The following is a 21091-nucleotide window of genomic DNA, read 5'->3' as shown; positions in this document are numbered from 1 at the left end:
ATGAAAAAACAAGACCTTCCACAAGACGAAAGCAACTTAAAGTCAGCGAATATGACTGAGGTTTTGTACGTTACAGATGAAAATAACAACTACACGACCGCAAACAGCACCGGCTGGGAAGCTAAAAAAGCTGCTTTGGACGAATCTTTGGCTTTGATTAATGAAAGAATTGAAGAAGCAAGACAAAATGTTGCTAACAATACAGCAAGCCCGATTGTCTATTTCATGGAGCTGAATAAAATGGATATGCAGGTTCTTGCTGCCTATGTTGGAATGTGGCAGTGGCGCGTGAAAAGACACGGAAAACCAAAAATATTTAAAACACTAAGCGATTCCGTACTGAAAAAATATGCCGATGCTTTCGGTATTTCGGTGGATGAACTAAAAAACTTCAAGGGTTAAATAATTAGTTTAAAAGTAGAGAGCTGCTTAGCTTGTCATTCTGACGAAGAAAGAACCTCTACAATATGAAAACCAAGTATTTCCCGCGATAAAAAGAGAAGAGACTAATGGAACTTAATTTTGAACATCACCAGACTGCCCATTGCGAAAACGGTGTTGCCTCCAATTTATTATTGAATAAAGGACTGAAGCTCAGCGAGCCTATGATCTTCGGAATTGGTTCCGGATTATTCTTTGTGTATTTACCTTTCCTGAAAGTTAATTTTGCTCCGGGTTTCAGCTATCGTCCGATGCCGGGAGCCATTTTCAGCAAAGCCGCAAAAAGACTGGGAATTAAAATCAAAAGAGAAAAATTCTCCAATCCTGCTGAAGCACAAAAAGCTTTGGAAAGAAACCTCAATAATAATATTCCGACAGGTTTACAGGTGGGTGTTTTTAACCTTACTTATTTTCCAGAAGAATATAAATTCCATTTTAACGCTCACAATCTCGTGGTTTACGGAAAAGAAAACGGAAAATTCCTGATCAGCGATCCTGTGATGGATTACACCACAACCCTTACTGAAGCCGAGCTGGAAAAAGTGAGATACGCCAAAGGAGCACTTCCGCCGAAAGGTCATATGTACTACCCTACTTACATTCCGGATCATGTAAATCTGGAAGAAGCCATAAAAAAAGGAATCAAAGACACCTGTAAAAATATGCTGGCTCCGGTTCCTATTATCGGGGTGAAAGCCATGAGATGGGTAGCAAGAAGCATTCCGAAATGGGCAGCCAAAAAAGGTACGAAAACTACCAATCATTATCTGGGACAACTGATCAGAATGCAGGAAGAAATCGGAACCGGCGGCGGCGGATTCAGGTTTATTTACGGTGCATTTTTGCAGGAAGCAGCCGTTATTCTTAAAAACGATGAATTAAGAGAACTTTCTAAAGAAATTACGGCAATTGGTGATCTTTGGAGAGATTTTGCGGTGGATATTGCAAGAGTGTACAAAAACAGGAACTCCAAAAGCGATATTTATAACCAATTATCAAAATCAATGCTTCACATTGCCGATCTGGAAGAAGCTTTTTATAAAAAACTGAGAAAAGCAATATAACGTGGAACATTTCATAGAAATAAAAAATCTCTACAAAAAATATAAAAATGCAGAAGACTTTTCTGTAAACAATATTTCGCTGAGTATTGCCAAAAACGAAATCTACGGAATTCTCGGACCCAACGGCGCAGGAAAGACAACATTGATTTCCATGCTTTCCGGATTGATAAAACCGACTTCCGGACATTTTACAATTGACGGACTTTCGCCACAGAAAAACGGTTTTAGGCTGAGACAAATCATCGGGATTGTTCCACAGGAGTATGCTTTGTACCCGACTTTAACGGCAAGAGAAAATTTAATGTTTTTCGGGAGTCTTTACGGATTAAGTCACAAAAATTTAAAGAATTCGATCACTGAATCTTTGGAAATCATGGGTTTGTCGAAATTTGCAGACAAAAAAGTGGAACAGTTTTCCGGAGGAATGAAGCGCCGCTGTAATCTGATTGCAGGAACCCTTCATAACCCGAAAGTTCTATTTCTGGATGAACCGACCGTTGGTGTGGATGTTCAGTCTAAAAAAGCGATTATCGATTATCTTTTGGATTTAAATAAAAAAGGAACGTGCATTATCTACACTTCCCATCACCTTTCGGAAGCGGAAGAATTCTGTACCAAAATCGCCATCATCGATCATGGGAAAATTCACGCTGTCGGAACACCTGAAGAATTAATCAGTAAGGTTTCCAATGCGGAAAATTTAGAAGACGTTTTTATATCATTAACCGGAAAAGAATTACGAGATGTTGTTGTATAAATTGTGGCGGAGTTTCATTAAGGAGATTCTTTTGCTGAAAAGAGATATCGGAGGAATTGTCATCATTTTTGTGATGCCTTTGCTGTTGATTATTACCATTACTTTAATTCAGGATTCTACCTTTAAAAATCTGGAAGGCACAAAAATTCCGATTATTTTTATTGATAACGACAAATCTGAGATTTCACAAAACATCAAAAAAGAATTCGAAAATGGTAAAACCTTCGAACTTCTTACCAATTTTACGGAAAAATCTGCTGAAAAAGCGGTTTTCGGAGGAGATTATCAGATGGCGATTGTTATTCCGAAAAATTTAACAAAGAACATCAATTCCAATGTAGAATCTAAAGTTCAGGCAATCGTCAGTTCGTTTGGGCTTGAAAATGACTCGACATCTGTGAAGGAAAGTCCCGTTAAATCTGATGATATTCATCTGTACTTTGATCCGGCAACCAATATCGGTTTCAAAAACAATGTGATGACCGCCGTCAACAAAATGGTTTTTGAGATTGAGAACAAAAAAATTTACAAAGCCTTTCAGGATCAGTTGGGAACTACGGAAGATCTAGGAAAAACTAAAAATTTAATCTGTTTTAAAGAAATCACTCCGAAAAAAGGAAAAACAGACATCATGCCGAATTCCGTTCAGCACAACGTTCCGGCTTGGGCACTGTTTGCTATATTTTTCATTGTCGTTCCTTTGTCTATTAACCTTGTGAAAGAAAAAAGTCAGGGAACAAGCGTAAGAGCAAGAATCAGCCCGACTCCCTATTTCGTTCATATTTTAGGAAAAACATTTACGTATCTCATCATCTGTGTGATCCAATTTTTGCTAATGGTTGCAGTGGGAATTTATCTTTTCCCATACATGGATCTTCCACAATTTGATGTTACCGGAAAAATGTTTCCGCTTATTGTCGTCACCATTTTTGCAGGTTTGGCAGCCATCGGATTTGGTGTACTTTTAGGAACGGTTGCCAATACGCAGGAACAATCGGCTCCGTTTGGTGCGACTTCTGTGGTGGTTTTGGCTGCAATCGGCGGAATCTGGGTTCCCGTATTTTTAATGCCTGAATTTATGCAGACCATCGCTAAATTTTCTCCTATGAATTGGGGATTAAATGCTTATTATGATATTATTTTAAGAAACAGCGGAATCGGAGGAATTGCGAAAGAAATCATTTTCCTGTTTTTATTTTATATAGCAATGGTCGCAATTTCATTATTCTACGAAAGAAAACAGAATGCAGTGTAAATACTGACATTAATTATATAATAAAAGATGTTTTTAATCTTAATTCTCTTACCTAAATAATTTTAACCATTAAGAAGATTTAAGAATTTAAACTATAATTAAGAAATCAATAGATTGATTTTATTTAAGAACATTAAGCTTAAATCGCTTAACTTCTTAAAATAAAATCTTAATGTTTCAAATAGAAAAATGGCTAAAAGTCAAAATATATTAAGCTGTACAGAGGAAGTCCGAGTAAGATTCAACGAAACAGATCCGTTGGGAATTGTTTGGCACGGACATTATATCGTTTATTTTGAAGACGGAAGAGAAGCTTTTGGAAGACAGCACGGTTTAACGTATCTTGATATTCAGAAAGCGGGATTTGTAACGCCGATTGTAAAAAGCACCTGCGAACATTTTCTGCCTTTAAAATATGGCGAAACCTTCAGAATTGTAACGACTTTCGTCAATTCAAATTCTGCAAAATTGATCTATAAATACGAGCTTTTCAACGAAGAAAATAAATTGGTCTGTTCAGGTGAAACCATTCAGGTTTTTCTGGATTCTAATAACAATTTATGCTTGTATAATCCTGAGTTTTTTCAGGAATGGAAAGATAAAATGGGACTCTGATGAAGAAAGAAGTTTACATTACAGACTACAACTGCATCACACCTTTGGGTTTTGATGTTTCTTCAAACTGGAATGCTCTTGTTGAAGGAAAATCTGGTGTAGGTTTACATAAAATCATCGAAAATCAGAAGCCTTTTTATGCTTCGATGATTGATTCTGAGAAATTAGATAACGAATTCAATATATTCTTCGACTCCCCTCAGAAATCGGAGATTCAGCGTTTAGCCAATGACAACATGAGCTTTACAAGGCTTGAAAAAATGTTTTTACTGAGCTTAAAACCTTTGGTTGAAAGACACTTGATTTCAGAAGAAACCGCTTTAATTCTATCTACCACAAAAGGAAACATCAGCTTATTAAAAAATCAGGAAACATTACCGGAAAGCGTTTTTCTTTCCAATTTAGCACAAAAACTGGCTGATTTTTTCGGATTTCAAACAAAGCCCATTGTGGTTTCCAACGCCTGTGTTTCGGGAGTAATGGCAATAAGTGTTGCCAAAAATATGATTTTGGCAGGAAAATATAAAGATGCTTTTGTTGTTGCCGGAGACGAAATTTCAGAATTTGTAATTTCAGGTTTTAATTCTTTTCAGGCAATCGGAACCAAGATTTGCAAACCTTATGATAAAAACCGTGACGGAATTAATATCGGCGAAGCGGCAGCGGCGGTTTACATCACTTCAAAACGAGATGAAAACGAAAAATTTAGTTTTAAAATTTTAGGAGACTCCGCTATTAACGATGCGAACCATATTTCCGGACCTTCGAGAACGGGAGACGGATTATTTGCAAGCATCAACAACGCAATGACAGAAGCTCAGCTTTCAGCAGAAAAAATAGACTTTATCTCCGCACACGGAACGGCAACCATTTATAATGACGAAATGGAAGCGATCGCTTTCAACAGAATGAATTTACAAAACATTCCTCTACATAGTTTAAAAGCGTATTACGGACACTGTTTAGGAGCATCGGGATTGCTGGAAAGCATCATTTCCATGGAAAGTGCATTGAAAAATACTTTAATCCCATCCAAAAATTTTGAAGAAACCGGAACTTCTCAACCTTTGAATATTATCAGAGAAAACCAATCCACAGAAATTAAATATATTCTGAAAACAGCTTCCGGTTTTGGAGGATGCAATGCCGCGATTGTTTTGGAAAAATGCTAGAAATAATTTTGTAATTTTATAAAATTAAAGTTTTAGGAAATGGAATCTACAGTAGACATCAGAAAAAGAATTCACGAATTCATTGATAGTGCAGATGAAAGAATTTTGCGCATTTTCAAAGGAATTATTGATGCTGAAGAGGGAGATCAAGAATTAGAATCTTTAGATTATCCGCAAGTTCCTGATTATGTTTATGATCGGATTGAAGAAGAATGTGAAAAATATATGAAAGGAGAAGTAAAAACATCGAGCTGGGAAGAGGTGAAAGAAAGATTGATGAAAAAATTATGATTTACCACTTTTCTTTATCTCCGAATGCTGAAAATGATTTGTTAGAAGCAGCTCTTTGGTACGAAAATCAACAGACCGGACTTGGTGAAAAATTTATACAAAAAGTTGAATCCTATTTTTTAAGAATTCAAAATCATCCATTTCACTTTCCCTTAAAAAAAGGAAACTTACGTGAGGCTTACATTCAGAAGTTTCCTTATGTGATCATTTATCAAATTATAGGAGATCATATTATTGTTTTTGCTGTTTTCAACACCCATCAAAATCCAACAAAAAAGCCTTAAACTTTATTCATGAAGAAAACAGACATCTGCACCATAGAAAATTCAAAAATAGTACTCAATAATGACATTATTTTTGAAATCCAAACTGAAAATTTTTCAGACTTTGCGAAAGAAGCTTATAAAAGTTTAGCGCTGAATTATCCGAAATTTCATAAAATGGATAACTTAAGCAAACTCGCATTTCTTGTTTCTGAAATGATTTTAAAAGATGAAGATCACAGCAGAACGGCTTTGGTTTTTGCGAACAGATCATCAAGTTTAGACACAGATTTCAAATATCAGGAAAGCATCAATTCTCAGGAAAATTACTTTCCGAGTCCCGCGGTTTTTGTGTATACTTTACCGAATATCTGTGTGGGCGAAATCAGCATCAGACACAAAATGCAGACCGAAAATGCTTTTTTTGTTTTGGATGAATTGGATGAAGAATTTTTAAGCAATTATTCAGCACAGCTTTTACAGTCCGGAAAGGCAGATAAAGTATTGTGCGGCTGGGTAGAACTATATCAGGAAAGTTACAAAGCTTTTGTATATTTGCTGACATTATAAATTTGATAATTTGAAAATGTAAAATCATGTCAATAAAGCATAACAATTAGTTATACATTTTCAAATTGTCTCATTAACATATTTTCAAATTAATTTTATGGAAAACTTAAGAGAAGAATTAAAACACAAAATCGTAGAAGTTCTTAATTTAGAAGACGTCGCAGTAGAAGAAATTAAAGATACAGATCCTCTTTTTGGCGGTGGTCTTGGTTTGGATTCTATTGATGCTCTGGAACTGATCGTGCTTTTGGATAAAGAATACGGAATAAAATTAGCCGATCCGAAAAAAGGAAAGGAAATTTTTACGTCCATCGAAACCATGGCAAAATTCATCGAAGAAAACAGAACAAAATAATTCAATCTAACAATGTATCAATGCAACAGTTTAGTAATTGGTAAACTGTTACATTGATACATTGATACATTTTGTAAAGATGGGTCAAAAAATTGCCATAACAGGAATGGGCATCATTTCCGCCATTGGAAACAATGTGGAGGAAAATCTGAGTTCGCTGACTTCCGGAAAGCACGGGATTTCAGACATTACTTTGTTTGAAACACGCCATAAAGGAAATATCAAAACAGGCGAAATCAAATTGTCTAATGAGGAACTTGCCGCAAAACTTCAGCTCAAAAAAGATCATCATGCAACGAGAACTGCTCTTTTGGGGATGACGGCTACAAAAGAAGCCGTAGAAAGTGCCGGAATTTCTGATATCAATGAATATAAAACGGGACTGATTTCTTCAACCAGTGTTGGAGGAATGGATGTTACCGAAAAATATTTCTATTCCTACGAAGACTTTCCTGAAAAGCAAAAATACATTGACTCACACGATGCAGGAAATTCATCCTTACTAATTGCAGATTATCTCGGATTAAAAGGTATGGTTTCCACCATCAGTACAGCCTGCTCATCGGCGGCAAATGCGATTATGATGGGCGCAAAACTCATTAAAAACGGTGTTTTAGACCGGGTAATTGTCGGCGGAACAGATTCTCTTTCAAAATTTACTTTGAACGGTTTCAATACGTTGATGATTCTTACGGATTCTTACAACACGCCTTTCGACAACGACAGAAAAGGACTGAATCTGGGTGAAGCTGCCGCTTTCATCGTTTTAGAATCTGATGAAGTCGTAAAAAAAGAAAATAAAAAAGTCTTAGGATATCTTTCAGGATACGGAAATGCCAATGATGCACATCACCAAACTGCTTCTTCGGAAAACGGACAGGGAGCTTATTTAGCGATGGAAAAAGCACTAAAAGTTTCGGGCTTAGATAAAGAAAATATCGATTACATCAACGTTCACGGAACGGCAACGCCCAATAATGATCTTTCGGAAGGAATTGCGATGATCCGGATTTTCGGGGAAAACAATGTTCCCGAATTCAGTTCTACAAAAGCATTTACAGGTCATACGCTGGCTGCTGCGGCGGGAATTGAAGCCGTCTATTCTCTTTTGGCGATTCAAAATAATATCATTTTCCCGAATCTGAACTTTAAAACAAAAATGGCAGAGTTTGATTTAACGCCTGTAACGGAGCTTAAAGAGAAAAACATCAATCACGTTCTTTCCAATTCGTTTGGTTTTGGAGGAAATTGTTCCACTTTAATTTTCTCAAAATCATGAGTCCCGTTTACATCAACAGTGCAGCCTGTATTTCAGCTCAGGACACTTTAAATGAAGATTTTTTCAGGAATCTCAAGCCTGAAAATTCGGTTCAGGTTTTAAAAGCAATTGAACCCAATTACAAGGAATTCATTCCGCCAGCAGCAAGCAGAAGAATGTCTAAAACAGTAAAAATGAGTTCCGTAGCTTCTCAATACGCTTTAAAAGAAGCAGGAATTGAAAATCCCGATGCGATCATCACAGGAACCGGAATGGGCTGTTCTCAGGATTCGGAAAAGTTTCTGAAAAATGTGCTGGATAATCATGAAGAGTTTCTGACTCCAACCTATTTTATTCAGTCTACCCACAATACGGTTGCAGGACAAATCGCTTTAGGTTTGCAATGTCACGCGTACAATTTCACGTATGTAAACACTTCGTCGTCTCTGGAATTTTCGTTTTTAGATGGAAAATTACAGATCAATGACGGTGAAGCTGAAAACGTTCTGGTCGGTTCCACAGACGAACAGACCGAAAGAGTGATGGAACTGTACAAATTAAACAAAACCATTAAAAAAGAAGAAAATCTTCCCGTTGACTTTCTGAATTCTGAAACTGAAGGTGTCATTTGGGGAGAGGGTGCCAGTTTTTTTGTCTTAGGAAAGGAAAAAACAGAAAGCTCTTACGCTCAATTAACGGATATTCAGATCACTAACAAATTAGATTTGGAAGAAACTCAGCAGTTTATTGAAGATTTTTTAGCTAAAAATAATTTAACGAATAATGATATCGATGCGGTTATTTTAGGTTTCAGCGGAGATTCAAAATCGGATGTTTATTATAAAAATGCAATGGGTTCGTTTGAAAATTCGGCTTTGCTGTATTATAAACATTTAAGTGGAGAATATAATACGGCAAGTGGTTTTTCTACGTTTATGGCTTGTCATATTCTTAAAAATCAGGAGATTCCGGAAGTGATGATGATTAATGATCTGAAGAAAGAAGAAATTAAAAATGTTCTGCTTTACAATCATTTAGGAGGAAATGATCACAGTCTGGTTTTGTTGGGGAAAGCTTAAAATTAAAACCTCACAGGTTTTTAAAACCTGTGAGGTTTGATTGAAAATAGGCTCCGTTCGCAGGAATATTCTATTTAGCAAAGAAAAACAGCATAATTACCATTTCGACGAAGGAGAAATCTCTTAATAATCTTAACTTCTAAACTAAAACTTAATGGTTTATTTTAGCGTAAACATTAAGAATATTAATTTGAGATTCTTCATTCCGCTTAGCTCCAATCAGAATGACAGCATGGATACAGATTGTGAATATTTTAAACCAAAAATTTAAAGACAATACAGATGAAGCATTATCTATTTATCCTATTTTATCTTTTCTGCAACGTTTTCATTTACGCGTTTCACGGAAGTTTTTGGGTGTATCTGTTCTGTTTTTTGCTGTTTTCTGCGCTTGTAATCTGGGGTTCTTTCGATATTGAACTGGGATATTTTGTCAACAGCATTACTCATAAAAAAACGAAAATCAGAGAAGTAGCGCTGACTTTTGATGATGGTCCGACTGAATTTACCCCCAAATTTTTAGATCTTTTAAAAGAAAACGAGGTAAAAGCAACCTTTTTCTGCATCGGAAAACAGATTGAAAAATATCCTGAAACTTTTCAACGGATCATTGCGGAAGGTCATACCGTTGGAAATCATACTCTTTCACATTCTAACAATACCGGATTTTTATCGACTTCAAAAATGGTTGAGGAAATTAAGAAATGTGATGAAGTGATGCTTAAAATTGGAAATCTAACAACCAATTTGTACAGACCGCCTTTCGGAGTTACCAATCCGAATATTGCCAAAGCCATCAAAAAAACCGGCAAAAAAAGCATCGGATGGAACGTCCGTTCTCTTGATACGATTACGGAAGATGAAAAAAAAATATACCAGAAAGTAACGAAAAATTTAAAAAAAGGAAGCATTGTACTTCTTCACGATACTTCACAAAAAACGTACAATGTTTTGGAGGATTTATTAGTATTTTTGAAACAGAAAAATTATTCAACTTTTACAATTGATAAATTTGTACGCCACTAAGTCCACAGGGATTTCACCAGGAAGACAAGAATTATTAATAAATATTCTTTAATAGTGTCCTTTATGAAACCCTTGTCATCCATGTGGTTAAATTTAAAGACGTTAAACAATGATTAAAAATATAGCTTTAAGCACTCTTTTATTAATTTCGACTTTTGTTTTTGCTCAAAACACGGCGATGTCAGCGACAGAATCAAAAGCTTTTGTAGCTAAAGTTTCTTCGGAAACCAAAGAAATAAAAACGTTACAGGCAGATTTTATCCAGACCAAAAAGATGGATTTTTTGGATAAGAACATTGTCACCTACGGAAGAATGTCTCTGAAAACACCGAATATGCTGAGTTGGAAGTACACAAAACCCTATCAATACAGTATTGTTTTTAAGGACAACAAAATATTGATTAATGATCAGGGTAAAAAATCTTCAGTGGATGCAAAAAGTAAAACATTTGAAAAAATCAACAAATTAATTGTCGGAAGCTCAAACGGACAGATGTTCAATGATCCGGAATTCTCTGTTTCTTACCTGAAGAATGCGACTTCAAACATTGCTAAATTCACTCCAAAATCGGCTCAGCTTCTGAAATATATCAAGCAGATCGAGCTTCATTTTCCGAAAAATCAATCCACGGTTTCACAGGTTAATATGACGGAAGCTTCGGGAGACACCACGAATATTGTTTTCAAAAACACCAAGATCAATGCGCCTGTTGCAGCTTCGGAATTTAGCTTATAGCCTGATTTTCATTCTGTTTACATCGTGTAAAACGTACACGCTAACTGCTGTAAAACCGATTCCGTCTTCTGAAAAAACGGTGGAAAATTTATATTTTTCATCCAAAGAAGATTATGTGTATAAATGTCAGATGGATATTTATAAAAATCATGTGAGCGGAATTTTAATTATCAAAAAAATCAGCGAAACGACCCATCGTGTGGTTCTGACTTCTGATTTTGGGAATAAACTGATTGATTTTGAGATTTCTGAGGATGATTTTAAGCTGAATTATGTTCTTCCGGATCTGGATAAGAAAATCGTGATTAATTTTTTAAGGAATGATTTTCAGCAGCTTCTGAAGCAGAAATATCCGGTAACAGAAAGTTTTGAAAACGAAAATTCTAAGATTTACCTTTCTAAAATGGATAAGAAGGGGTATTATTTGTTCTTCAACAAAGAAAATAATCTGTTAAAACAAATCGTTTATACGAAAAACAAGAAGGAAAAGATCGATTTTACATTTGATGCAAAGAAAAATACGTTTGCAGACAGTCTTAATTTACAACATAAAGATTTTAAAATCAATATAAAACTATTCCAGATCACCGAAAACCAATAACCTTACATGAAAACAAAGATTTTTGCCTTGCTGATTCTGATCTCCGGATTTTTATCAGCCCAGGTTACTTTCAATCCCGGAATAAGAGCGGGAGTAAATTTTGCCAATCTTACGAACCGAAGCAATGAAACCTTTTATCTCCATGAAGATGAAAATCCGGAAAAAGTAATTCATACAAGCCTGAAAACGATAACCGATTTTTATATTGGATTACAGGGAAACATTAGATTTACAGAACGTTATGCTTTGCAACCGGAAGTTAACTATTCCAGACAGGGAACCAATTTACAGTACACTACAGAAAACGGAGTTCTTCCGGAAAAAAGACTGCATTACAATTTTATCGGAGTACAGCTTACAAACAAAATTTATATCAAAAATTTCAGTGTTTTTGCCGGTCCGTTTCTGGATTTGGCTGTCGGCGAAAACAATTCCGGACTCGATCTTGGTTTTTCAGGGGGTCTTGGTTATGATATTTTTAAAAATCTGGGGATTGAAGTAAGAATTAAAAAAGGTTTTGCGTCGATGCTGGATCACGAAAATTCCTCCTTCCTGTTTTCCAATTCAAATATGGTTTTTCAGATTGGCGGTTATTACACGTTCCATTTTAAGAAATAGAATTGATGTTGATGACCAAAACCATTTTCTTTTCCTTTCAAAAAAACATATCTTCGCGAAGGTTTAAATACTAAATTTTTTGAAATTTTAAAATTCAGAAAAAGATTTCAAACAACTGAAACAGAATACATCATGCAGACAATACTTACAGACTTTTATACGTTACAATCCTACGAAAAGACGGAAAACGGAAGCTTTACCGCTCAGATTTCCCTGAATAAAGATCACGATATTTTTAAGGGACATTTTCCGGGAAATCCTGTAACACCGGGAGTTTGTATGATGCAGATCGTGAAGGAACTTACGGAAGAATTCACAGGATCTTCATTATTCTTAAAAACGGCATCGAATGTAAAGTTCATGGCAATCATCAATCCTTTTGAAACGCCTGATCTTAAAATTCAGCTTGATATCACTGAAAATGAACAAGATGTAAAAGTAAAGAACACGACTTCTTTTGGCGAGACTATTGCATTAAAAATGTCGGTAAATTATCAAAAATTGACAAAATGAAATTAATTTTTTCGTTCATCACCGCTTTTATGCTTGTTTTTCAGTCGGGTCTTGAATCTTTGAGAGAAAGCTACGCCAAAGCCAGCAGTTCCAATGCAAACACAGAAGCATTCATCAGTTTAGCTGAAAAAACTTCAGGATCGGATGCAGCCATTCAGGGATACAAAGCAGCGGCGCAGATTATGGAGGCAAAAATTTCCAAAAACAACAGGAAAGCTTTGGTAAAATCGGGAGCAACCAATCTTGAAGCGGTTATTAAAAGCAATCCGAATAATGCTGAATTAAGACTGATCCGCATAAGCGTTCAGGAAAACATTCCGAAAATCGTCGGATACAGAGGAAGTCTTAAAGATGATAAGGTATTTCTAATCAATAATTACAGCAAACAGAATTCAGCTTTAAAAAGTTATATTAAAAAATTTGCAGCACAGTCTAAAACCATGACGGAGACTGAAAAGTTAAATTTTAAATAAAACACTATTAACCAACTATTTACATGAACCTTTCCGAAGTACGAAATGCAATCTCTGAAAAGAAAATTTGTGTTTTAATTCCTACTTATAACAATGAAAAAACTCTGAAAAGGGTAATCGATGGTGTTCTGGATTATACGGAAGACATTATTATTGTAAATGACGGTTCTACGGATTCTACGAGAGAAATTTTAAGAAGTTATTCGCAGATCGAAGTCATTGATTTACCGGAGAATAAAGGAAAAGGAAATGGTTTAAAAATTGGCTTTAGAAAGGCTAAAGAACTCGGTTATCATTACGCCATTACGATTGATTCCGACGGACAGCATTATCCGGATGACATTCCTGTTTTTGTGGAGGCTTTGCTGAATGAAAAGGAAGATGTTTTATTGATTGGGAACCGAAATATGTCTCAGGACGGAATTCCGAAGAAAAGCAGTTTCGGAAACCGTTTTTCTAATTTCTGGTTCTGGTTTGAAACCGGAATCAAGCTTGAAGACACCCAATCTGGTTATCGATTATATCCTTTACACAAAATTCCCAAGAAATATTTTACACCAAAATTTGAATTTGAAATTGAAATTATTGTAAGAACTGCGTGGAGACACGTTCCGGTAAAAAATGTTCCGGTGAAGGTGCTTTACGATCCCGCGGAAAGAGTTTCTCATTTCAGACCTTTTAAAGATTTTACGAGGATCAGTATTCTGAATACTATTCTGGTTACCATCACTTTACTTTATATTATTCCGCGAAACTTCGTGAATAATTTCAAAAAAAAAAGCATTAAAAGATTCATAAAAGAAGATGTTCTGGAAAGTGACGGAAGCAACAGGATTAAAGCCTTTTCGATTGCTCTGGGCGTTTTTGTGGGCTTTTCTCCGTTCTGGGGATTTCATACGCTGATTGTAATTTCTCTGGCTGTATTATTCAAACTAAATAAAGTACTTGCCTTTTTTGCATCCAATGTAAGTTTACCTCCTTTTATACCGTTTATCATTGCGGCATCCCTGTTTTTAGGTTCTCCTTTTGTACATGGAGACAGCAATATTTTCAGTCAGGAACTGAACTTCGATCTGGTAAAAAATAATCTTTTGCAGTACGTTATCGGAAGTTTTATTCTGGCAACTTCAGCCTCTGCAATTTTAGGGGTAGCAACTTTTCTTTTCCTGAATAAAGTAAGTCCTGATACAGATTAAACTCCTTATTTCAGTTTTTTCACTGTTTTTCTCAGATATTTTTCCACATTTTTTCTATCCGGAACGGTGGTAATTTCTTTGGTTAAAGCCTTTTCAAATTCTGTTTTTGCTTTGGCATATTCTTTCTTGCTAAAATAATATTTTCCTGCCTGAAAATAAACGAGCCAGAAATCAGGATTTAAAGATTGATAATGGGGCAGAAAATCGTCGGTAAGCAAAACATCTCCTTCAATTCCCTTTTCTACTTCTCCACTCATCATTTTGTACTGTTCGTAATTTTTAAATTCCGGAGAGTCGAGAAAAGGATCTTTTGCAATATTCAGTTCAGATTTTGCAAACGCACCACTTTTTAATCTTTTATCCGAAAAAATTTCATTCAGATCATAACAGACAAATTCTCCTAACTGATAAGGATTCGCAGAAACCCAGACTAATTTTTTCTGTGGTGAAAAAATTACAGCATGATGCGCAATAAGCTGATTGATGGCTTTTTCGTTTCCAAACCCTATCTTCTCTCCTTTCAAGCCGGATTTGTCTCTTAAAATCACAGCCATTTTTTCGGGATTCAGCTTTTTATTTTCTGCTAAAAATTCCTGCAGCTTTTCGTAGCGGTATTCTGAATGACTTTCCGCAATATGTTCCAGATTTCTTTTATCATTTTTATAAGCCTCTGATTGAAAATGATTGGTACATAAAACACGGCTCGTATTTTTCACTTTGTAAACACCAAAATTATCCGGAGAAACCTCAATAATTACTGCATTCTTATCATTCGCGCTTCCGACCAGAATAGATTCCGAGACGAAGACTTTTCTCTTTTTGGCAATGGCAATTGCTTCATCAATGGTTCTGGCATATTGTAAAATTTCTCTTGTCACCAGAGAAATCGGTGTTTTTGCGGTCAATGGAATTTTAGATTTTCCGGCATTAATGGTAACGGTAATCCCTTCTTTGTTCATCCCTGAAACTACACCGATCATTCCTGCCCAAGTCACAGAAAGATAAGGGATTCCGTCTTCGGGCTGAACGAATTCAATGATTTTATTTTTAGCAAAATCGTCTCCCACGTAAAAGTCGAAATTTCTTCCAATAAGCAGATCTCCGTCTTCTGTATTTTCATTCCAGACCGCAAGAGAAGTACAGCCCACCATCATTAAATCCTGCATGGCATGACCAATGTCGTGCGCACCGTGGAGATACATACTTCGCAGAAACTTTGGTGCGATAAAATTATATTTGTCCGAAGAATATTGAGACATTCCGTAGATTTCTGCCTGAAAATTCTCCCTTACATTGAGATACATTTTACGGTTATACCATTTCAGGAAACCTCTCAGTAAATTTTGTTTAAACTTTGACGGGACAAATCCTTCAATTTTGGAAAAGAAAATTTCTTCCTGTTTCTGCATCAGATTTTGGGTTAAAGCTCCGTTATTGTAACCTAATTGCAGAGGATTTCCCTGAATATACAGTTCCCAGATCTGCTGCTTATTTTTTGTTAAATAATTCTGATTAAAACTAAAAGTGGAATCGTTTATTTTGTTAACCTTCGGAACATCAAGCGAATATTGTTTTACATCGGGAATATGTTTGATGGATTTTCTTATTCCGCAAGAGTTGAGGAAAAGGATAAGGTTTAGACTGAGAAAAATTAAGATTAGAGATCCGCTACTTCGAAAACATTGAATCTTGTCATTCTGACGAAGCAAGAATCTCAAAAAAAACAATTTAGATTTTTCACTCCATTTCATTTCGTTCCGGATGACAACAAACGGTATATCATTTTCGCTATTTTTCACCTTTATTTTTATTAATCAGTTGTGTTAATCTTTCATCAATAAGCTCTTTTCCGAGAATTTCTGCGCAGGTATTGAATGCGCCGATCGTACAGCCCAAAATTCCGTGCATATTGACGGATTGTCCCGTAAGAAAGAGATTGTCGATTTTCGTGCGTGGAGAAACCATTGTTTTCAGAGGATTTTCGGAACTTTTCATGTAGCCGTACATATTTCCGTTAAAACTTCCGATATAATCGCGATAAGATAATGGTGAAGACGTATAAAAACGCTTAACCGATTTTCTTAAATCAGGGAATTTCTTTTCTAAAGCGTCGATCATTTTTTCAGCTTTTTCCAGCTTAAATTTTTCATACAATGCTCCTCTTTCGTTTTCGTCTGCAACAGTGTTAAAGGTTTCTTTCCATGCTTCCACTTCCTGAAAATCCATGTAGGAAATAGCAGTAAGACTTTCTGCGAAACCGGGATTATTTCTTGATTCTGTGGAAGAAAGCATATACGTTTCAGGCCATTTTTCTTTTTGATAACGATGGGCATTCCAGACCATTTCCTCATTGGTAAAATGGTAAATATTATAATTAAAATTCTTAAAAGATTGCGGTTTCATCACGAGATAAACACTGAAACATGACGGAACCGGTTCCCAGCTTATAATTCTGTTGATGAATGATTTTTTAAGCCTTTCTTCACCAAGAAGTTTCAGGGTTGTACGAATTTCAATATTTGAAATGAATTTTTTTGCAAAATATCCTTTTCCTCCTGAAGTTTTTACTCCTGATAAAATATTGTTTTCATTAAAAATAAATTCGGAAACTTCAGCATGTTTGTGTACTTCCGCTCCATATTCACGAAGCCTGCGAATCAGAAGTTTTGAAATCTGGCTTCCTCCTTTTATGCATTTGTAAGCACTTTGAATATAAGAATTTACAGTAAGTGCATGAACGTAAAACGGAACGTTTTCAGAATCTCCTGCGTATAAAAAATTAGAACCCAATAAAACGGACTGGAGCTGTTTATTCGAGGTTAAAGATTCAATAAATCTTTTGGTATTTAAGTGAAGAATTTCCTCGTTATAATTGTCTTTTCCCACAAGATTATATCTGGGAAACTGACTGCAAACTCTCTGAATTTCTTCACAATAGTCTTCTAAATTGTCTTTTTCTTCAGGAAAGTATTTTGATAACTGTTCAACAAAATTCCTGTAGCCTTGTGCGTGAGGATATTCGGTTTCATCGTCTCCGAAAGTAATTTTGTCGTAGCCGTTCTCATCCATCTTATGAAGCTGGAGTTCGTTCATAATTTCCAGATAGGAAAAATACTGATGAAGGTTCTGCCCTTCGGAAAGTCCGCCGAGATAATGAACTCCGGTATCGAAAATGAGTTTGTCGCGGGAAAAGGTCTGTAAATTTCCGCCGTACTGGTTGTTTTTCTCCAGAACACATACCTTTAAGCCTTCCTTCGCCAGAACAAGCGCAGAAACAAGACCGCCCAATCCGCTGCCGATTACGAGTATGTCGAACGTTTTTTTCAAGGAGGAAAGTGTCTTTAATGATTTTGAATTTTAAAACGCAAAGCCCACAAAGATTTTTCTTAATCGCTTCCTGTTTTTAGGTTCGCAAAACGAAGTTTCGCCGAATCCAATGAATCAATCATAAAATTGAGGCAAAGGCGTTAACACTCAGCAAAGATAAAAGGAAACTCAGGACTTTATTTTAAATCTCTAAATCATTTAATGTTTGAGTTAAATATTAGTTTTCTGAAGGTAAAAGTAGGAAATTTAATTAATATCGTCCCAAAAATCAAAATAATTGAACCATTGGAGCGGATATTTTTTGATCATGGATTCGAGATTTTGGGTGTAAGAGTTCAAGAGTCCCTGTGCATCGCGTTTTTTGACGTTTTGGGCAACTCTTGCGTACAAATGATAATGCAGATTTTTTTCTTTCATCACATACACATACACGACCGGAACGCCTAATCTGGAAGCAATGAGAAAAGGTCCTGCAGGAAATTTCGCTGTTTTACCCAGCAATTCGCCCTCTAAAAATTTAGATCCTTCAAAATAACGGTCTCCGGTAAAGCAAATGAGCTCGTTTTTAGACAAGGCTTCATTGATGTCGAAAATATGGGACATATCTTCTTTCACGTAAATAAATTTAATGCTGCTCGCTTTTACGGAAACACTTTCAAGGTATTCTTTAATGACTGTAACTTCCTGATCTGTTGTTACTAAGTTAATCTGACAGTCGAAATCGATATCGGCAAAGAAATGTTCGGCAATTTCAAAATTCCCGATGTGCGCACTGATGAGAACGCCGCCTTTTTTTTCTGCTAAAAGGTTTCTGAGGTTTTCGATGCCATCAAATTCGTAGGTATATTTATCACGTAGTCCTGCTGAAATAGCAGTTTTATCAATAAGCACGGTTCCGAAAGTGAAATAGCTTTTGAATAAAGAAATTTTTGTTTTCCAGAAGCCATACTTCAGTCTTTCTGAAAAATAATAACGGTAGTACTTGTTGCTGTTTTTTTCGAACAAAAAATAATAGAACGCAACAAAGTAAAGCACCACATATGAACTTCTGATTCCGATATTTCTAATGCACCAGACGAAAATTTTATAGCCCAGAATCGTCCCTTTAGATTTACCTTTCCATTTGTTCATATTTTTTGTTCTTAACGCAAAGAAGCTAAATCAATTATAGGCTTTTTTCAGTAATCTTGTTTTCGATCACGGTATAGAAATCGTCAAAAGTAACGATGTTTTTGAAGTCTGCTTCGCCTAATTTCACTCCGAAATTAGATTCGATAACTACCACAAGATCAATATAATCTAAGCTGTCTAATCCTAACGTTTTTTTAAAGTTTGCATCATTGCTTATTTCATCGCCGTCTACTTCAAATTCGTTGATTAAAAAGTCGTTGGCAACAGCAACAATTTTTTCCCTTTCCATGTTTTTAATTAAATTTTTTAACAATTAATGCGGAGTTGGTTCCCCCAAATCCGAAAGAATTCGACAAAAATACATCAATTTTTTGACTTTTTGTTTCAGCAACCAAATTTATCCTTTTCGCCTCATCATCAGGATTTTCCAGATTGATATTCGGGGCTACAAAATCGTTCTGCATCATCAGAATAGAATAAATAACTTCACTCGCACCTGCCATCCAGCATTCATGACCGGTCATTGATTTTGTGGAACTCACAGGAACTTCGCTTCCGAAAATTTCGTAAATGGCTTTTGCTTCATTGGCGTCACCAATTGGTGTGGACGTTGCATGAGCATTAATATAATCGATATCTTTTGCCGATAATCCGGATTGTTTTAAAGCCCTATCCATTGCTAAAGCAGGCCCGTCTACATTTGGGGTGGAAATGTGTCCTCCGTTGGAAGAAAAACCATACCCGACAATTTCTGCGATGATATTGGCTCCTCTTTTTTGGGCAGATTCTAAGCTTTCAACAATTAAAGTTGCTGCTCCTCCACTCGGAATTAATCCGTCTCTGTCTTTATCAAAAGGTCTTGATGCTTTTGTGGGCTCATTTTCGCGTACTGAAAAAACGCCCAAACCGTCAAAACTCGCCATTGAATATTTATTGGTTTCCTGTGCTCCTCCGCAAATAATCATCTCCTGAAAACCGTTTTTAATCATCATGTAAGCCAGTCCCAAAGAGTGAGATCCGCTTGCGCAGGCTGCACTGATGGTTAAATTGATCCCTCTCAGTTTAAAAATAGTCGAAAGGTTCATGGTAACCGTAGAGTTCATGGATTTAAAGATAGCTCCTGAACCCATTAACGTTGTATCTTTTTTCTCTCTCGCAATATCGATAGATTCTACCACCGCCTTGGAAACACTGTCGTTTCCGTATAAAATTCCGACTTCGTTCTTATCTAAAAAATCTTGGTCTATATTCGCCTGTTGTAAAGCATCAAGCGTTGCGATGTAGGCATATTCGCTTTCTTCACCCATGCTTACGCGCTGTCTGCGGCCGAGAAGATTTTTGAGATCAGGCTTCGGAACCACACCTGTTAATCCCGATCTGAAACCAAATTCTTTTCTTTCGTCTACTAAATGAATTCCGGATTTTCCCTGAAATAAAGATTCTTTCACTTCTTCCAAAGAAGTTCCGATGCAGGAATAAATTCCCATTCCGGTAATGACAACCCTATTTTCCATGTAATGTTCAAGGTTTTAGGTTTTAGGTTTTAGGTTGCAGCTCACAACTGCTTCCTTTTATCTGCCACCTGATTTTATGAGTAGATTCCTCCGTTAATATTGATGACTTCGCCAGTAATGTACGATGACTTTTTAGACGCTAAAAATGCGACTAAATCTGCCACTTCTTCTGCTTCCCCGAATCGGTTTGCAGGAATCATTGCTTTTAATTCGTCTTCATTAAATTCCTGCGTCATATCTGTTTTTATGAATCCCGGTGCAACCGCGTTTACGGTGATGTTTCTTTTCGCCACTTCCTGAGCCAGCGCTTTTGTAGCTCCTACCAAAGCTCCTTTCGCCGCAGAATAATTGGTCTGTCCTGCCGTTCCTTTTACTCCGGAAACAGAAACCATATTGATGATTCTGCCGTATTTATTGCGCAACAGTTTCTGAATAAAGAAATTCGTTACGTTGAAAAAGCCATTTAAACTGGTGTTAATCACCGCGTTCCAGTCTTCACTCGGCATCCACATGAACAATCCGTCTCTTGTAATTCCGGCATTGTTTACGATCACCTCAACAACGGATTTAGGATTATTTTCCTGCCATTCTGTTAAAACTTTTTGGGTTTCTTCGGCATTTCCTACATCAAATTTCAAAATTTCTCCGGTAGATCCCAGTTCTTCCACTTTAGCCAGCGTTTCTTTAGCTGCCGCTTCGTTTGAAGTGTAGTTGATTAAGATATGATAGTTTTTTTCTTCAGCCAGTTTTATACAGATGGCTCTTCCGATTCCTCTTGAGCCTCCTGTGACGATTGCACATTTCATGTGTTGCTTATGTAGTTTTAGTTTTTTTAT

At 36.2% G+C, this 21091-nt stretch carries 25 protein-coding genes; 19 read left to right on the top strand and 6 right to left on the bottom strand.

Annotation, left to right across the window (positions count from 1 at the left end; genetic code table 11):
* The 19 genes from DarG to AC52CF_RS00640 all read left to right on the top strand — a co-directional run bounded on the left by DarG (position 1) and on the right by AC52CF_RS00640 (position 14283).
* Positions 1–402, top strand: a complete 402-nt coding sequence (gene DarG / locus AC52CF_RS00730) for a flexirubin biosynthesis protein DarG (RefSeq protein ID WP_235131630.1) — start codon at positions 1–3, stop codon at positions 400–402.
* 107 nt (positions 403–509) lie between these two features.
* Positions 510–1505, top strand: coding sequence for a BtrH-related acyltransferase DarH (gene darH, locus AC52CF_RS00725; RefSeq protein WP_214587511.1), 996 nt, complete (start codon positions 510–512; stop codon positions 1503–1505).
* A gap of 1 nt (position 1506) precedes the next feature.
* A complete protein-coding gene (locus AC52CF_RS00720) occupies positions 1507–2262 on the top strand; it encodes an ABC transporter ATP-binding protein (protein ID WP_214587512.1) in 756 nt (251 codons plus the stop codon).
* Positions 2249–3517, top strand: coding sequence for an ABC transporter permease (locus tag AC52CF_RS00715; RefSeq protein WP_290265845.1), 1269 nt, complete (start codon positions 2249–2251; stop codon positions 3515–3517). The genes AC52CF_RS00720 and AC52CF_RS00715 overlap by 14 nt, the downstream gene beginning before the upstream one ends.
* Positions 3518–3706: 189 nt before the next feature.
* On the top strand, positions 3707–4132 hold the full coding sequence (locus AC52CF_RS00710) for an acyl-CoA thioesterase (RefSeq protein ID WP_290265847.1): 426 nt from the start codon (positions 3707–3709) through the stop codon (positions 4130–4132).
* Complete coding sequence (locus tag AC52CF_RS00705) at positions 4132–5304, top strand: beta-ketoacyl synthase N-terminal-like domain-containing protein (RefSeq protein ID WP_290265848.1); 1173 nt, start codon at positions 4132–4134, stop codon at positions 5302–5304. Before AC52CF_RS00710 ends, AC52CF_RS00705 begins: the two co-directional genes overlap by 1 nt.
* 39 nt (positions 5305–5343) lie before the next feature.
* Positions 5344–5595 (top strand): hypothetical protein, encoded by a 252-nt coding sequence (locus tag AC52CF_RS00700; protein WP_214587516.1) that lies wholly within the window; start codon positions 5344–5346, stop codon positions 5593–5595.
* The gene (locus tag AC52CF_RS00695; protein WP_214587517.1) at positions 5592–5879 is read left to right on the top strand and encodes a type II toxin-antitoxin system RelE/ParE family toxin; all 288 of its coding nucleotides are present in this window, start codon (positions 5592–5594) and stop codon (positions 5877–5879) included. Before AC52CF_RS00700 ends, AC52CF_RS00695 begins: the two co-directional genes overlap by 4 nt.
* Positions 5880–5888: 9 nt before the next feature.
* Positions 5889–6428, top strand: coding sequence for a 3-oxoacyl-ACP synthase (locus AC52CF_RS00690; protein ID WP_375181023.1), 540 nt, complete (start codon positions 5889–5891; stop codon positions 6426–6428).
* Positions 6429–6525: 97 nt separating this feature from the next.
* Entirely contained in the window at positions 6526–6783 is a 258-nt protein-coding gene (locus tag AC52CF_RS00685; RefSeq protein WP_116099687.1) for a phosphopantetheine-binding protein, read from the top strand.
* A 79-nt stretch (positions 6784–6862) separates the two neighbouring features.
* Positions 6863–8062: a beta-ketoacyl-[acyl-carrier-protein] synthase family protein gene (locus AC52CF_RS00680; RefSeq protein WP_496517725.1), complete on the top strand. Its 1200-nt coding sequence runs from the start codon at positions 6863–6865 to the stop codon at positions 8060–8062.
* Positions 8059–9120: a beta-ketoacyl synthase N-terminal-like domain-containing protein gene (locus tag AC52CF_RS00675; protein ID WP_375181025.1), complete on the top strand. Its 1062-nt coding sequence runs from the start codon at positions 8059–8061 to the stop codon at positions 9118–9120. The genes AC52CF_RS00680 and AC52CF_RS00675 overlap by 4 nt, the downstream gene beginning before the upstream one ends.
* A 282-nt stretch (positions 9121–9402) precedes the next feature.
* Entirely contained in the window at positions 9403–10146 is a 744-nt protein-coding gene (locus AC52CF_RS00670) for a polysaccharide deacetylase family protein (RefSeq protein ID WP_375181026.1), read from the top strand.
* A gap of 109 nt (positions 10147–10255) precedes the next feature.
* Positions 10256–10882 carry a flexirubin biosynthesis/transport protein LolA2 gene (gene lolA2 / locus AC52CF_RS00665; protein WP_496517724.1) on the top strand — a complete coding sequence of 209 codons (627 nt, stop codon included), beginning with the start codon at positions 10256–10258 and terminating at the stop codon, positions 10880–10882.
* The gene (lolB2, locus tag AC52CF_RS00660) at positions 10848–11483 is read left to right on the top strand and encodes a flexirubin biosynthesis protein LolB2 (RefSeq protein ID WP_214587523.1); all 636 of its coding nucleotides are present in this window, start codon (positions 10848–10850) and stop codon (positions 11481–11483) included. Before lolA2 ends, lolB2 begins: the two co-directional genes overlap by 35 nt.
* A gap of 6 nt (positions 11484–11489) precedes the next feature.
* Positions 11490–12101, top strand: coding sequence for an outer membrane beta-barrel protein (locus tag AC52CF_RS00655; RefSeq protein WP_375181028.1), 612 nt, complete (start codon positions 11490–11492; stop codon positions 12099–12101).
* Between the two features lie 132 nt (positions 12102–12233).
* Complete coding sequence (locus AC52CF_RS00650; protein ID WP_214587525.1) at positions 12234–12614, top strand: ApeI family dehydratase; 381 nt, start codon at positions 12234–12236, stop codon at positions 12612–12614.
* On the top strand, positions 12611–13087 hold the full coding sequence (locus AC52CF_RS00645) for a hypothetical protein (protein ID WP_214587526.1): 477 nt from the start codon (positions 12611–12613) through the stop codon (positions 13085–13087). Before AC52CF_RS00650 ends, AC52CF_RS00645 begins: the two co-directional genes overlap by 4 nt.
* 23 nt (positions 13088–13110) lie before the next feature.
* Positions 13111–14283: a DUF2062 domain-containing protein gene (locus AC52CF_RS00640; RefSeq protein ID WP_214587527.1), complete on the top strand. Its 1173-nt coding sequence runs from the start codon at positions 13111–13113 to the stop codon at positions 14281–14283.
* A gap of 5 nt (positions 14284–14288) precedes the next feature.
* Here the strand turns inward: AC52CF_RS00640 and AC52CF_RS00635 are convergent, their stop codons facing one another.
* The 6 genes from AC52CF_RS00635 to flxB all read right to left on the bottom strand — a co-directional run bounded on the left by AC52CF_RS00635 (position 14289) and on the right by flxB (position 21061).
* Positions 14289–16082, bottom strand: a complete 1794-nt coding sequence (locus AC52CF_RS00635; protein ID WP_250902060.1) for a C45 family autoproteolytic acyltransferase/hydrolase — start codon at positions 16080–16082, stop codon at positions 14289–14291.
* Entirely contained in the window at positions 16072–17610 is a 1539-nt protein-coding gene (locus AC52CF_RS00630; RefSeq protein WP_214587528.1) for a phytoene desaturase family protein, read from the bottom strand. The genes AC52CF_RS00635 and AC52CF_RS00630 overlap by 11 nt, the downstream gene beginning before the upstream one ends.
* A 246-nt stretch (positions 17611–17856) precedes the next feature.
* Positions 17857–18741 carry a lysophospholipid acyltransferase family protein gene (locus AC52CF_RS00625; protein ID WP_290265871.1) on the bottom strand — a complete coding sequence of 295 codons (885 nt, stop codon included), beginning with the start codon at positions 18739–18741 and terminating at the stop codon, positions 17857–17859.
* A 34-nt stretch (positions 18742–18775) separates the two neighbouring features.
* On the bottom strand, positions 18776–19030 hold the full coding sequence (locus AC52CF_RS00620; protein ID WP_235131609.1) for an acyl carrier protein: 255 nt from the start codon (positions 19028–19030) through the stop codon (positions 18776–18778).
* A 4-nt stretch (positions 19031–19034) separates the two neighbouring features.
* Positions 19035–20255 carry a beta-ketoacyl-[acyl-carrier-protein] synthase family protein gene (locus tag AC52CF_RS00615; protein WP_290265876.1) on the bottom strand — a complete coding sequence of 407 codons (1221 nt, stop codon included), beginning with the start codon at positions 20253–20255 and terminating at the stop codon, positions 19035–19037.
* 74 nt (positions 20256–20329) lie between these two features.
* Complete coding sequence (gene flxB, locus AC52CF_RS00610) at positions 20330–21061, bottom strand: flexirubin biosynthesis SDR family reductase FlxB (RefSeq protein WP_076396267.1); 732 nt, start codon at positions 21059–21061, stop codon at positions 20330–20332.
* Positions 21062–21091 lie beyond the last annotated feature (30 nt).

This window comes from Chryseobacterium sp. 2P (genome assembly GCF_059579425.1).
This window is presented reverse-complemented; position numbering and strand designations above follow the sequence as displayed.

Excerpts from the sequence above, each read along its gene's own strand:
- DarG (WP_235131630.1), top strand. The coding sequence starts at position 1 with ATGAAAAAACAAGACCTTCCACAAGACGAAAGCAACTTAAAGTCAGCG.
- darH (WP_214587511.1), top strand. The coding sequence starts at position 510 with ATGGAACTTAATTTTGAACATCACCAGACTGCCCATTGCGAAAACGGT.
- AC52CF_RS00715 (WP_290265845.1), top strand. The coding sequence starts at position 2,249 with ATGTTGTTGTATAAATTGTGGCGGAGTTTCATTAAGGAGATTCTTTTG.
- AC52CF_RS00710 (WP_290265847.1), top strand. The coding sequence starts at position 3,707 with ATGGCTAAAAGTCAAAATATATTAAGCTGTACAGAGGAAGTCCGAGTA.
- AC52CF_RS00705 (WP_290265848.1), top strand. The coding sequence starts at position 4,132 with ATGAAGAAAGAAGTTTACATTACAGACTACAACTGCATCACACCTTTG.
- AC52CF_RS00700 (WP_214587516.1), top strand. The coding sequence starts at position 5,344 with ATGGAATCTACAGTAGACATCAGAAAAAGAATTCACGAATTCATTGAT.
- AC52CF_RS00695 (WP_214587517.1), top strand. The coding sequence starts at position 5,592 with ATGATTTACCACTTTTCTTTATCTCCGAATGCTGAAAATGATTTGTTA.
- AC52CF_RS00690 (WP_375181023.1), top strand. The coding sequence starts at position 5,889 with ATGAAGAAAACAGACATCTGCACCATAGAAAATTCAAAAATAGTACTC.
- AC52CF_RS00685 (WP_116099687.1), top strand. The coding sequence starts at position 6,526 with ATGGAAAACTTAAGAGAAGAATTAAAACACAAAATCGTAGAAGTTCTT.
- AC52CF_RS00680 (WP_496517725.1), top strand. The coding sequence starts at position 6,863 with ATGGGTCAAAAAATTGCCATAACAGGAATGGGCATCATTTCCGCCATT.
- AC52CF_RS00675 (WP_375181025.1), top strand. The coding sequence starts at position 8,059 with ATGAGTCCCGTTTACATCAACAGTGCAGCCTGTATTTCAGCTCAGGAC.
- AC52CF_RS00670 (WP_375181026.1), top strand. The coding sequence starts at position 9,403 with ATGAAGCATTATCTATTTATCCTATTTTATCTTTTCTGCAACGTTTTC.
- lolA2 (WP_496517724.1), top strand. The coding sequence starts at position 10,256 with ATGATTAAAAATATAGCTTTAAGCACTCTTTTATTAATTTCGACTTTT.
- lolB2 (WP_214587523.1), top strand. The coding sequence starts at position 10,848 with ATGCGCCTGTTGCAGCTTCGGAATTTAGCTTATAGCCTGATTTTCATT.
- AC52CF_RS00655 (WP_375181028.1), top strand. The coding sequence starts at position 11,490 with ATGAAAACAAAGATTTTTGCCTTGCTGATTCTGATCTCCGGATTTTTA.
- AC52CF_RS00650 (WP_214587525.1), top strand. The coding sequence starts at position 12,234 with ATGCAGACAATACTTACAGACTTTTATACGTTACAATCCTACGAAAAG.
- AC52CF_RS00645 (WP_214587526.1), top strand. The coding sequence starts at position 12,611 with ATGAAATTAATTTTTTCGTTCATCACCGCTTTTATGCTTGTTTTTCAG.
- AC52CF_RS00640 (WP_214587527.1), top strand. The coding sequence starts at position 13,111 with ATGAACCTTTCCGAAGTACGAAATGCAATCTCTGAAAAGAAAATTTGT.
- AC52CF_RS00625 (WP_290265871.1), bottom strand. The coding sequence starts at position 18,741 with ATGAACAAATGGAAAGGTAAATCTAAAGGGACGATTCTGGGCTATAAA.
- AC52CF_RS00620 (WP_235131609.1), bottom strand. The coding sequence starts at position 19,030 with ATGGAAAGGGAAAAAATTGTTGCTGTTGCCAACGACTTTTTAATCAAC.
- AC52CF_RS00615 (WP_290265876.1), bottom strand. The coding sequence starts at position 20,255 with ATGGAAAATAGGGTTGTCATTACCGGAATGGGAATTTATTCCTGCATC.
- flxB (WP_076396267.1), bottom strand. The coding sequence starts at position 21,061 with ATGAAATGTGCAATCGTCACAGGAGGCTCAAGAGGAATCGGAAGAGCC.